At 61.0% G+C, this 12,414-nt stretch carries 11 protein-coding genes and 1 pseudogene; 9 read left to right on the forward strand and 3 right to left on the reverse strand.

Annotated features, from left to right (window positions below; translation table 11 throughout):
* Window positions 1-22 precede the first annotated feature (22 nt).
* The 6 genes from rpsK to dsbD all read left to right on the forward strand — a co-directional run bounded on the left by rpsK (window position 23) and on the right by dsbD (window position 5,250).
* A complete protein-coding gene (rpsK, locus tag VGH68_RS06050) occupies window positions 23-427 on the forward strand; it encodes a 30S ribosomal protein S11 (RefSeq protein WP_006052224.1) in 405 nt (134 codons plus the stop codon).
* Between the two features lie 148 nt (window positions 428-575).
* Window positions 576-1,199: a 30S ribosomal protein S4 gene (gene rpsD / locus VGH68_RS06055; RefSeq protein ID WP_331602628.1), complete on the forward strand. Its 624-nt coding sequence runs from the start codon at window positions 576-578 to the stop codon at window positions 1,197-1,199.
* 124 nt (window positions 1,200-1,323) lie between these two features.
* Entirely contained in the window at window positions 1,324-2,301 is a 978-nt protein-coding gene (locus tag VGH68_RS06060; RefSeq protein ID WP_331602629.1) for a DNA-directed RNA polymerase subunit alpha, read from the forward strand.
* 170 nt (window positions 2,302-2,471) lie between these two features.
* On the forward strand, window positions 2,472-2,864 hold the full coding sequence (gene rplQ, locus VGH68_RS06065; RefSeq protein ID WP_331602630.1) for a 50S ribosomal protein L17: 393 nt from the start codon (window positions 2,472-2,474) through the stop codon (window positions 2,862-2,864).
* A 207-nt stretch (window positions 2,865-3,071) separates the two neighbouring features.
* Window positions 3,072-3,383, forward strand: a complete 312-nt coding sequence (cutA, locus tag VGH68_RS06070) for a divalent-cation tolerance protein CutA (protein WP_331602639.1) — start codon at window positions 3,072-3,074, stop codon at window positions 3,381-3,383.
* Window positions 3,376-5,250, forward strand: coding sequence for a protein-disulfide reductase DsbD (gene dsbD, locus VGH68_RS06075; protein WP_331602632.1), 1,875 nt, complete (start codon window positions 3,376-3,378; stop codon window positions 5,248-5,250). Before cutA ends, dsbD begins: the two co-directional genes overlap by 8 nt.
* A gap of 50 nt (window positions 5,251-5,300) precedes the next feature.
* Here the strand turns inward: dsbD and VGH68_RS06080 are convergent.
* From VGH68_RS06080 to yihA, 3 genes are all read right to left on the reverse strand, one after another.
* Window positions 5,301-6,478, reverse strand: a protein-coding gene (locus tag VGH68_RS06080) for an IS3 family transposase (RefSeq protein WP_331602633.1) whose coding sequence is annotated in 2 segments (ribosomal slippage) — window positions 5,301-6,223 and window positions 6,223-6,478 — 1,179 coding nt in all. Because the reading frame shifts where the segments join, the coding sequence is not laid out codon by codon here.
* A gap of 164 nt (window positions 6,479-6,642) precedes the next feature.
* Window positions 6,643-7,641: a porphobilinogen synthase gene (hemB, locus tag VGH68_RS06085; RefSeq protein ID WP_331602634.1), complete on the reverse strand. Its 999-nt coding sequence runs from the start codon at window positions 7,639-7,641 to the stop codon at window positions 6,643-6,645.
* A gap of 281 nt (window positions 7,642-7,922) precedes the next feature.
* Window positions 7,923-8,573, reverse strand: coding sequence for a ribosome biogenesis GTP-binding protein YihA/YsxC (gene yihA, locus VGH68_RS06090; RefSeq protein WP_331602636.1), 651 nt, complete (start codon window positions 8,571-8,573; stop codon window positions 7,923-7,925).
* A 221-nt stretch (window positions 8,574-8,794) separates the two neighbouring features.
* Here yihA and VGH68_RS06095 point away from each other — a divergent pair, with 221 nt between their 5' ends.
* From VGH68_RS06095 to VGH68_RS06105, 3 genes and pseudogenes are all read left to right on the forward strand, one after another.
* Entirely contained in the window at window positions 8,795-9,448 is a 654-nt protein-coding gene (locus VGH68_RS06095; protein ID WP_331602637.1) for a c-type cytochrome, read from the forward strand.
* A gap of 142 nt (window positions 9,449-9,590) precedes the next feature.
* Window positions 9,591-11,798, forward strand: a complete 2,208-nt coding sequence (locus VGH68_RS06100; protein WP_331602638.1) for a cytochrome c biogenesis protein ResB — start codon at window positions 9,591-9,593, stop codon at window positions 11,796-11,798.
* Between the two features lie 4 nt (window positions 11,799-11,802).
* Window positions 11,803-12,414 (forward strand): annotated as a pseudogene (locus tag VGH68_RS06105) (c-type cytochrome biogenesis protein CcsB); the annotation flags it as partial.

Raw genomic sequence — 12,414 nt, forward strand, 5'->3', positions numbered from 1 at the left:
CTGACAGTTACAGGAAAACGTAATGGCTAAGGCTTCGAACAACTCCGCGGCGCAACGCGTTCGCAAGAAGGTCAAGAAGAACGTCGCCGAGGGCGTGGTTCACGTTCACGCGTCGTTTAACAACACCATCATCACGATCACTGACCGTCAAGGCAATGCACTTGCTTGGGCAACGTCGGGTGGCCAGGGCTTCAAGGGTTCGCGTAAGTCGACCCCGTTTGCAGCTCAGGTCGCAGCGGAATCGGCTGGCCGAGTGGCGATGGAGTACGGTGTTAAGAACCTCGAAGTGCGGATCAAGGGTCCCGGTCCTGGCCGCGAATCGGCGGTGCGTGCGCTGCATGGTCTTGGTATCAAGATCACCGCAATCTCCGACGTGACGCCGGTCCCGCACAACGGCTGCCGTCCGCCGAAGCGTCGTCGTATCTAAGACGCTGGTTTTTGCGAGCGCCCGTTGCCGCTTTGCGCGGCGGCGGGTTTCGCTCGTTAGTGAATTGACTAAGCCCACCGTTCGACCCAAAGGGCTCGGACTAGCGCGAGTGGGAGCATTCGCGTGATTAATCACAGAAGGAATTAACGTGGCACGTTATATCGGCCCCAAGGCCAAGCTGTCCCGCCGTGAAGGCACCGACCTGTTCTTGAAGAGCGCACGTCGCTCGCTCGCTGACAAGTGCAAGCTCGACAGCAAGCCGGGTCAGCATGGCCGCACCTCGGGCGCACGTACGTCTGACTACGGCACACAGCTGCGCGAAAAGCAAAAAGTGAAGCGTATCTACGGCGTGCTGGAGCGTCAGTTTCGCCGCTACTTTGCTGAAGCGGACCGTCTGAAAGGCAACACGGGCGAGAACCTGCTGCAGTTGCTCGAGTCGCGTCTGGACAACGTCGTCTATCGCATGGGCTTCGGCTCGACGCGCGCTGAAGCGCGTCAGCTTGTTGGCCACAAAGCGATCACGGTGAACGGCGTCGTATCAAACATCCCGTCCATGCAAGTGAAGGCAGGGGACGTCGTTGCCGTGCGCGAACAGAAGCGCAAACAGGCGCGCATCGTCGAGGCGCTGTCGCTCGCTGAACAAGGCGGCATGCCTAGCTGGGTTGCGGTCGATGCGAAGAAGTTCGAAGGTACCTTCAAGCAGAAGCCGGAACGCAGCGATATCGCTGGTGATATCAACGAAAGCCTGATCGTCGAATTGTATTCGCGGTAATCGGATTGACGGCCGGGGCACCCCGATTGCGTCGCGCAAGGGGGCGTCTCGGCTGTTTTCTTTCAGGTTGTTACCGGTCAGCCTTATCGGTGTAACGAGCCGAGGGTATTGAAAAGGAAAACCTATGCAAACCAGTTTGTTGAAGCCCAAGATCATTGCAGTGGAATCGCTTGGCGAGAGCCACGCGAAGGTGGTCATGGAACCGTTTGAACGCGGTTATGGCCACACCTTGGGTAACGCGCTTCGGCGCGTGCTGTTGTCGTCGATGGTGGGCTATGCGCCGACCGAAGTGACGATTGCAGGCGTCGTACACGAGTATTCGACGCTCGACGGTGTGCAGGAGGACGTGGTCAACCTGTTGTTGAACCTCAAGGGTGTCGTCTTCAAGTTGCATAATCGTGACGAAGTGACGGTTACGTTGCGCAAGGACGGCGAAGGCGTTGTCACCGCCGGCGATATCGAACTCGCACACGATTGCGAAGTCATCAACCCCGATCACGTGATTGCGCATCTGTCGAAGGGCGGTAAGCTCGACGTGCAGATCAAGGTTGAAAAGGGTCGCGGCTATGTGCCGGGCAATGTGCGTCGTTACGGGGAAGACTCGGCCAAGATCATCGGCCGTATCGTGCTGGATGCATCGTTTTCACCAGTACGTCGCGTGAGCTACGCGGTGGAAAGTGCGCGTGTTGAGCAGCGTACCGATCTCGACAAGCTCGTGATGAACATCGAAACCAACGGTGTTATTTCGCCGGAAGAGGCGATCCGTCAGTCGGCGCGTATTCTGGTCGATCAGCTATCGGTGTTCGCAGCGTTGGAAGGCACTGAAGCCGCGGCAGAAGCGCCGTCGCGCGCACCGCAGATCGATCCGATCCTGCTGCGTCCGGTCGACGATCTGGAACTGACGGTTCGTTCCGCGAACTGCCTGAAAGCCGAGAACATCTACTACATCGGCGATCTGATCCAGCGCACAGAAAATGAGCTTCTGAAAACGCCGAATTTAGGCCGCAAATCGCTGAACGAGATCAAGGAAGTGCTGGCATCGCGTGGTCTGACGCTCGGTATGAAGCTCGAGAACTGGCCGCCGGCTGGTCTCGACAAGTGATGACATGTAAGTCGCCGTCGTAGAGGCGCACTGTGTACTGGCGACGACGCGGATTTCCTTTTAAAATCCGCGTCTTGTCTTTTTTAACTACCGGCCCGTGCGCTCGCAGCCTGTTGTCAAGCGAGTGCGATAGAAGAGCTGGACCAAAACTTTGAACTGAAGGAATCAACATGCGTCACCGCCATGGTCTGCGGAAACTGAACCGCACGAGCAGCCATCGTCTGGCAATGCTCCGTAACATGTCCAACGCGCTGATCGAGCACGAAGTCATCAAGACCACGCTGCCGAAGGCGAAAGAGCTCCGTAAAGTTGTCGAGCCGTTGATTACTCTCGGCAAGAAGCCGTCGCTGGCAAACCGTCGTCTGGCGTTCAATCGTCTGCGCGATCGTGATTCGGTCACGAAGCTGTTCGACGTGCTGGGTCCGCGCTACGCGAACCGTCCGGGCGGTTACCTGCGCGTGCTGAAGTTCGGCTTCCGCGTTGGCGACAATGCGCCGATGGCACTGGTCGAACTGCTGGACCGTCCGGAAGTCGAAGAGACGGAAGTGCAAGAAGCTGAGTAAGCTTTTTAGCTTCGAGAAAAAAGCCAGGCGCAATGCCTGGCTTTTTCGTTTCCTGCAGGCGTTGTATGAACGGCGGCAAACGTCTCCAGCGCCCAAACGCCGCGGTCGCGCCGCGCGGCGACCTGCGGGCCGATCAGGCCTGGTGATAGGATATCGACATCGGAATCGCGCGTCGCCGGAGCTTTTGTGAATGGGAATGTGACCTTGATGCTGACGACGGTGCCGGACGTGGCGGCCGCCCAAAAGCTCGCCGCAGATGCGCTGGCCGCGCGGCTATGTGCGTGCGTTACCCAATTGGGCGCCGTGCAGTCGAGTTATCACTGGCAAGGCACGGTCGAAATCGCGCAGGAAGTCCAGTTGCTCTTCAAGACCAGCGCCGCTCGCGCGCTCGAACTCGAGCAATACATTCAGGCTCACCATCCCTACGACACGCCGGAAATCCTTTGCTGGCAAGCGACGGCGTCCGCCGCGTACGGTCAATGGATCACCGCTGAAACCCAACGTCCTCTCCATGTTTAACGGCCTCGACCGAAGCGTGCCCGCTGCGCTACGCACAGTATTCTGCCTGCTCGGATGCTTGATGCTCGCGCTAGTCGGCACACTTGCTCACGCCGCGGACGACTTCCTCGACCCCGCCGTTGCCTTCAAGTTCAGTGCGGCAGAAAAACCAGGCGAAGTCGACGTCACTTATAAGATCGCGGACGGCTACTACATGTACCGGGAGCGCTTCGCGTTCGCGACGCGAAACGGTACGGCACCGATCGGCGAGCCGCAACTGCCCGCAGGTCACGTCAAGTTCGATCAAACGTTCGGCAAGAATGTCGAGACGTACCGTAACGAACTGACGATTCGAATCCCGGTTGAACAGGCAACTCAGCCATTCGATCTCGCGGTGACGTCGCAGGGCTGCGCAGACGCCGGTATCTGCTATCCGCCGATGGAGCGCGTGTACCACGTGAGCGGTGCCGCTTTGCAACCCGCCGGCAGCATCGCGGCCCCGGCGACCGGGCAACGATCCGCGCTAAACGATGAACCTTGGTACGAGCGTGCTACCAGTGCCGACTATGCGCAGTCGCTGTTGCAGCGCGGCGGGTTCTTCGCAATCGTTGGCCTTTATTTCATCGCCGGCGCAATCCTGAGTCTGCTCCCGTGTTCGTATCCGATGATCCCGATCCTGTCGGCGATCATCATTGGCGAGGGCGCGCGAGTGACGCGGGGGCGCGGCTTCGCGCTGTCGCTGGCGTATGTGATCGGCATGTCGCTCGTGTACACGGCGCTTGGCGTCGTCGCGGCGCTCGTCGGGCAGAGTCTTGGCGCGTGGCTGCAAAATCCGTGGATGCTCGGCGCGTTTGGCCTGCTGCTGACAATTTTCGCGTCGCTGCTGATCTCAGGCGTCGACATCGAATTGCCGACGCGTTGGCGCGATCGCATGTCGAGTGCATCGTCAGCCCGTTCCGGTGGGAAGTTCACTGCGGTGGCCGCGATGGGCGCGCTGTCGGCGCTGGTGGTCGGCGCCTGCATGACCGCACCACTCTTTGCGGTGCTCGCGTTCATCGCGCGTACCGGCAATGCGGTGCTCGGTGGCGCGGCGTTGTTTTCCATGGGTCTCGGTCTTGGTGTGCCGCTACTGATCATCGGTGTTGGCGCGGGCACGATACTGCCGCGCGCGGGTGCGTGGATGGACAGCGTGAAGGTTTTCTTTGGTGTTGTGCTGCTCGCTGCAGCGCTGTGGATTGTCTGGCCAGTGCTTGGCCCCGCTCCGACGATGCTGCTAAGCGCGCTTTGGTTGCTTATCGCCGCTGCTGCGCTCGGCCTTTTCTCGGCGCCGCTCGCCGGCGGGTCGGCGTGGCGCCGGCTCGGCCGGGCGGTTGGCGTGGTCATGACGGTTTGGGCGGCGGCACTGCTGGTCGGCCTCGCTGCGGGATCGTCGGATCCGCTGCGGCCGCTCGCGGTGCTGGCCGCACGTGGCAGTCCGGCCGTGACCGGCGCGGATACCGCCGGCGTGGCAGGAGCGGCAGCACAGAACGATTTGACGTTCGCACGGGTACGTTCGTCAGATCAGCTGGACCAGGCCGTCAAGGCGGCCGCTCAGCCTGCAATGCTCGATTTTTACGCGGACTGGTGCGTGAGCTGTAAGGAAATGGAGAAATTCACTTTCAGCGATCCGCGCGTCCAGGCGAAGCTGAAGCAGATGAACCTGCTGCGCGCCGATGTCACCGCGAACAACACAAATGATCAGGCACTGCTCAAGCGTTTCGGCTTGTTCGGACCGCCGGGCATCATTTTTTTCGACCAGAGCGGTAAGGAAGTGCTTCGGGTCGTGGGATACGAGTCGCCGGATAAGTTCTTGCGCACGCTGGATCGGGCGAGTGCGCCGAGAGTGTAGTCGAGCTCGGCGCGACGCTACGCCCTCGCTTTGCCGCCGCATTGTAGTGGTCAAGTTATTTCGGACAGGCGGATAGGTTCTTTCACTGTCGGTTTCGCCTCGTAGGCAGCGGGCGACAGATAGTCCAAAGTCGAGTGCAAGCGCACCGGATTGTAGAAAGCGACGATGTACTGGTTGATGTCGCGCCGTGCTTCATCGTGGTTGGCGTACAGACGCTGCCACACGCGTTCCATCTTCAGGTTCAGGAAGAACCGCTCCATCACCGCGTTATCCCAACAATTGCCCTTGCGACTCATGCTGCAAACCACGTGATGCTGCTTCAGTAAGGCCTGGTATTCATCGCTCGCGTACTGGCTGCCCCTGTCGGAATGCAGGACCAGTCCCGGCGCTGGCCGGCGCTGCTGCAGCGCCATGGTCAGTGCCGACATGACCAGTCCGGCCGGCATGGTCGGCGCCATCGACCAGCCGACCACACGACGTGAGTACAGGTCCAGCACGACCGCCAGATACAGCCAGCCCTGCGCCGTGCGGATATACGTTATGTCCGAAACCCACGCGCGATTGGGCTCGGCCACGTCGAACTGCCGGTCGAGCACGTTCGCCGCCACAGGTAGCGTATGCCGGCTGTCGGTCGTCGAGACGAACTTGCGCTTCCATCTCGCGCGCAGGCCTGCTTCACGCATCAGTGTGCGTACCCGGTAGCGACCCATGCTTACCCCCTGCGAACGCACCTCATGCATCACACGCCGGCTGCCGTAGCTCGCACCACTGGCAGCAAACGCGGCCTTGACGTGGGTCTGCTCCTGCAGGCTCTTTGGGCTCGGTCTGGCACGCCGGTGCGCATAGTAGCCAGAGCGGCTCACCTCCAAAACCCGGCAGGCGTCACTGATTGATACGGCCTCCTCCTGCAAGTGAGTTACCACCCGATAACTCACTTCAGTTCCCGTGCAAAGAAGGCCGAGACTTTTTTTAACAGCGTGTTGTCCTCGCGCAGTTGCCGGTTCTCCGCCTCGAGCTGCCGGATGCGCTGCTGTTCTGCCGTCAGCGGTTTGCCCACCCCGGGACCACCGGCGCACTCCGCGTCGTATTGCGCCACCCAGCGCCGAACAGCCGTCTCGCCAAGTTCCATCGACCGGCAAACCTCGCTGACCGATAATCCCTGGTCTCGTACCATCCGTACCACTTCCAGCTTAAAGCTGGCGTCAAATTGTCGGCGCCTTCTTGTCATCTTGCTCTTTTTCCTCGTCGATTCCGGATTGTCCTCCTATCGACCTGTCCGAGGAAATTAGACCACTACACATCGCGCCAAGGCCAACATAAAACGGAGGCTACGCATGCAAGGTCCGCCTCCGTTTTACGTCTGAACAGCCGCGCGCTAAACCGCGGACCGGTTCACTTCTGCGCGCGCAGAATCCGCGCGGCATCGAGCGCGAAATAGGTCAGCACGCCGTCCGCTCCCGCCCGTTTGAACGCGAGCAGCGACTCCATCATGACCTTATCGTGATCGAGCCAGCCGTTCTGCGCGGCGGCCTTCAGCATCGCGTATTCGCCGCTCACCTGGTAGACGTAGGTCGGGAATTGGAACTCGTCTTTCACGCGCCGCACGATGTCCAGATATGGCATGCCCGGCTTGACCATCACCATGTCCGCGCCTTCGTTGATGTCCGCCTGGACTTCACGCAGCGCCTCGTTGGAATTTGCTGGATCCATCTGATAGGTCATCTTGTTGCTCTTGCCGAGGTTCGTTGCAGAACCGACGGCATCGCGGAACGGACCGTAGAACGCCGAAGCGTATTTCGCCGCGTACGCCATGATGCGCGTGTGGATGTGGTCCTCACTTTCGAGCATCTCGCGGATCGCGCCGATGCGGCCGTCCATCATGTCCGACGGCGCGACGATGCCGACCCCGGCCTCCGCCTGCGCGCGAGCCTGTTCGACGAGGATTTCGACGGTTTGGTCGTTGATCACGTACCCGGCTTCGTCCAGCACGCCGTCCTGGCCGTGGCTCGTGTACGGATCGAGCGCGACGTCGGTGAGCACGCCCACATCGGGAAAGTGCTTTTTCAGCTCGCGGACCGCGCGCGGAATCAGCCCGGCGGGATTTGCCGCTTCCCGGCCATCGGGCGTTTTCAACGAAGGGTCGATCGCGGGAAACAGCGACAGTACGGGCACCCCTAGCTCGACGCATTGTTCGGCGACGCCCATCAGCAGATCAACCGACACGCGCTCGACGCCCGGCATCGACGGTACAGCCTGCCGCACGTTGGTGCCTTCGACGATAAATACGGGGTAGATGAGATCGTTGGTGGTGAGGATGTTTTCCCGCATCATGCGACGCGAGAAGTCGTCGCGGCGCATGCGGCGCGGACGGTAGTGCGGATAGAAGCTCATATCGAATCGAAGAAGATGGATGTGTGGAGTGGACAAATGGCGCCTGCTCCGCTCCCGGAAACTTTTCGAGACAATGGTATATCATACCGATCGAGCAAGGCGCCTGGCGCTGACCTCCCCGCTTCTCCTCCCTGAGCGGGTGCCTGTCGTTTTTTCGATTAGGCTGTTTGACCCGCCGTTCAAGCGGCGGGTTTTTTTATGGGCGGGCGGAACGCAGATGCTCGATCCACGTTCGCGGGCAACGCACGGGTCGCGGCGCCGGTCGATGCTGACAACGTGGCTTAGGTCTGGTCCGTTACACCCGCCGTCTTCGGGATCAGCCAGCTTTCGATCAACTCGTGTGCCTCGTCGAGCCCGATTCGCTTGAGCGCCGAGAACAACTGCGCGGTCAATTCGCCCCGATAGCCTGCCGCGCTATAGTCGGCCAGCCCCTTCTGCGTGGTGCGCAGCGCGTTCACGCTTTCCTGACGTGTCAATTTGTCGCATTTGGTGAGCAGCGTGTGAATCGGCTTGCCGGTCGGCCCGAACCACTCGATCATGCGCCGGTCGAGGTCCGTCAGCGGCCGCCGCGAATCCATCATCAGAATCATGCCGCGCAACTGCGAGCGGGATTGCAAGTACGTGGACAGCAGCGCCTCCCAGTGAGCCTTTGCGGCACCGGGTACTTCCGCATAGCCGTAGCCCGGTAGATCGACGAGATGCGCGGTCGGTTCATCCGCCTTGCCCACCGAGAAATAGTTGATGTGCTGCGTGCGTCCAGGCGTCTTGCTCGCGAACGCCAGGCGCTTCTGATTGCAGAGCACGTTGATCGCGGTCGACTTGCCCGCATTCGAGCGTCCCGCGAATGCGATTTCGGGTTGCGCGGTGGCGGGCAAGTCGCGCAGGTGATTGACGGTGATGAAGAAGCGGGATTCGTGGAGCAGGAAGTGCATGGTTGAGGCCAGGTAGGAGATGCCGGAGAGCCCGGAGCGGGAAGGGGGTCAAGCCCGACTGGCGTCTTAGCGATTAGCGAGTTATTGTACAATACGACGGTTTACTGAAAACCCGAGGGGCCGGCCCCACGTGCCTTGGCGGCTCCTGGCGGTCACTCGGTCGCCGTCGTCGTATTTTGCAAAACCTCTAAAATCCCACAAAGACGAGACAGGGTGTGCGAATGAATCGACTGTGCAAGACTCTGATGGTGCTTCATGTAACGGCAGGTCTTTCAGGTTTGGCAATTCAGGCACGAGCAGCAGATCCGGCAAAGCCGGACATCAATCGGGGGCAGGCAATCGCGGTGCAGGTGTGTGCGTCATGTCATGGGGCAGACGGCAACAGTGCCGGCGGCGCGTATCCGAAGCTGGCGGGCCAGCATCCCGAGTACCTCGTCAAGCAGCTCAGAGATTTCAAGACTCAGCCAGGCGCCAAACAGCCCGCACGCAACAATGCGATCATGGCGGGCATCGCCGCCGCGCTTTCCGACCAGGACATGATCAACGTCGCGGCCTATTTCTCGACGCAGACGCCCAAGCCAGGCTACGCGCACAACAAGAACACCGTTGCGCTCGGTCAGCAAATCTATCGCGGCGGGATTGCGGATCGAGGCGTGCCGGCCTGCGCGAGCTGCCACGGGCCGACGGGGCAGGGCATCCCGTCGCAGTTCCCGCGGCTATCGGGCCAGTGGGCCGAGTACTCGGTGGCGCAGTTGAGCGCATTCACACAAGGTCCCGGCGCGCGTAATAACAACGACGCGATGCATGCGATAGCATCACGTCTGTCGGACAACGAGATGAAGGCGGTTGCCGATTACATCGCGGGTCTTCATTGAGCGGTTCGCACTGAGCGGCTCGCATCAGGCGATCCGCGCACGAAATGCCCGGCCCGGCGAGGCCGGTAAAAACAAGAAAAGGGTGAGGGCGTCGTGCCTGCGGCGGCCTTTCACCCTTTTTTGCTGTTCAGTCGGAGTTTGAATGAGCGTCACCACGTCGGGTCTGCAGTCGAAGTCGAGCAATCGCATCACGCGCAGCACCATCGAGCTCCTCAGCTCGATGCGTTTCGCCATTGCGCTGCTCGTGATTCTGTCGATCGCCAGCATCATCGGTACCGTCCTCACTCAGGACGATCCTTATCCCAACTACGTCAATCAGTTCGGCCCGTTCTGGGCGGACATCTTCCGCGCACTGAGCCTCTACACGGTGTACAGCTCGTGGTGGTTCATGTTGATCCTCGGCTTTCTGATGGTATCGGTGTCGCTGTGCGTGATCCGTAATGCGCCCAAGATGCTGGCCGATATGAAGAGCTGGAAGGACAAGGTCCGCGAAGGCAGCCTGCGCGCGTTTCATCACAAGGGCGAATTCGCGGTGCACGCCACGCGCCCGCAGACAGCGGCGCTGCTCGCGAAACTGTCGGCGAAGCTCGGCTATAAGTTCGTCACGCGCGAGTCGGAAGGCGCGACGCTGATCGCCGCGAAGCGCGGCGCGCTGACGAAGCTCGGCTACATCTCCGCGCACCTCGCGATCGTCGTGATCTGCGTCGGTGGTCTGCTCGACAGCAACCTGCCGATCAAGCTGCAGATGTGGCTGTTCGACAAGTCGCCGATCAACGCGAACACGGTGATCAGCGAGATTTCGCCCGACCATCGCCTGTCGCAATCGAACCCGACGTTCCGCGGCTATGCGTGGGTGCCCGAAGGCCAGCACGTGTCGACTGCGATCCTCAACCAGCCGAGCGGCTCGCTGATCCAGGACCTGCCGTTTTCGATCGAGCTGAAGAAGTTCATCGTCGATTACTACTCGACCGGCATGCCGAAGCTGTTCGCGAGCGACATTGTCGTGATCGATCACAAGACGGGCGCGCGCGTGCCGGCGCGCGTCGAGGTCAACGAGCCGTTCGAATACGACGGCGTGTCCATCTTTCAGTCGAGCTTCCAGGACGGCGGCTCGCAGATGCAGATGAGCGCGTACCCGATGTCCGGTCCAAGCGCCAAGCCCGCGCCGTTCGGCGGCACGATTGGCGGCAACGCACCGTTGAGTTCGGCCACGCCGCTCGCCGACGGCCAAACCGTCGAATTTACCGATTTCCGCGCGATCAACGTCGAAAACATCACGAACGGCAAAGGTCAGAACGATGCGCGTGGCGTCGCTGCACAGCACTCGCTAAAAGAAGCATTCGACGAGCGTCTCGGCTCGGGCGCGAAGACCTCCAACCCGCTCGACCTGCACAACGTCGGCCCGTCGGTGCAGTACAAAATTCGCGGCAAGGACGGCCAGGCTCGCGAGTACAACAACTACATGCTGCCGGTCGACGTCAACGGCGAAAAGATGTTCCTCGCCGGTATGCGCGTGAACCCGGACGATCCGTTCCGCTACTTGCGCATTCCCGCCGACAGTGGCGGCACGGTCAAGGAGTGGATGAACCTGCGTGCGACGCTCGAAGACCCGGCGATGCGCGCAACGGCGGCGCGTCAGTTCGCGCAGCGCTCGGTGCCGGGCGGCAATCCCGAATTGCAGCAGCATCTGGAGGAAAGCGCGTCGCGAGTGCTGACTCTTTTCGCGGGCGCCGACAGCAGCATGAAGATGCCGAACGGCGAGACGCCCGGGGGTTTCCAGGCGATCGCCGGTTTCATCGACCGGTCGGTGCCGAAGGACGAGCAGCAAAAGGCCGCGGGCCTGTTGCTGCGGATGCTCGAAGGCGTCACGTGGGATCTATGGCAATTGTCGCGCCACCAGCTTCGCGAGCCGGCCGCGCCGGCCAATGCGGACACGAGCCGCTTTATCCAGAGTTCGCTCAACGCGATTTCCGACAGCTTTTTGTATGGATCGCCGGTGTATTTGCAGCTTGATTCCTTCAAGCAGGTGCAAGCTTCGGTATTTCAGTTGACGCGCGCGCCGGGCAAAAAAGTCGTGTATCTTGGCAGCTTGCTGCTGGTTCTAGGCATCTTTTCGATGTTCTATGTCCGCGAGCGGCGACTGTGGTTCTGGCTCAAGGATACCGGCCACGGCACGAACGTCGTGATGGCGATGTCGAGCGCGCGCAAGACGCTCGACTTCGAAAAAGAGTTCGTCCAGACACGCGACGCCGTCGGCGCCGCGCTTGGCGCGAAACTCATCGATGCATCCGACGCCGGGCCCGCTGCGGCCGGCCCGGCGTCCGCAAGCTCACAGGATTCGACCCGGTAAGATCATGGACTTGACTCAGGTTTCCTCATCCCCTTCGCCTTCTTCGCCCGCTCGGCGCGCCGAGAACCCATTCACGGGCGGCATGCCGGAAGTTGCACCGTACGACGAGCGGCCGTTCCTCAAACGGCTCGGCATCGTCGACTGGTTGTTCGCTTTGCTGCTGGTGGGGGGCGCCGGCTTTGCGCTGGCGCGCTACTACCCGTTCATGAACTATTACGACAAGCTCGTACTGGTGTGCGCGGTCCCGGTTTTCGTCGTGCTCGGCTGGCGTTGGAAGCCGGTGCGCCCGCTGATGGTGAGCATCGCCGCGCTGTCGTTGCTGGCGATCGATCTCTACCACGGCGATCTGAGCCGGGCCGATAACGCATTCTTCCTCAAATACTTTCTGTCGAGCCAGTCCGCGATCCTGTGGATGAGCGCGCTGTTCGTATTCGCGACCGTGTTCTACTGGATCGCTCTGCTCTCACGTTCGGCGACCGGCGCCGCGATCGGCTCGAAGATGACGTGGGCAGCGGTGCTGATGGGCTTCGTCGGCCTGATGGTGCGCTGGTACGAGTCGTACCTGATCGGCGCGGATGTCGGCCATATTCCTATCTCGAACCTGTACGAAGTGTTC

Source organism: Paraburkholderia sp. (assembly GCF_036488505.1).
Lineage (GTDB): Bacteria > Pseudomonadota > Gammaproteobacteria > Burkholderiales > Burkholderiaceae > Paraburkholderia.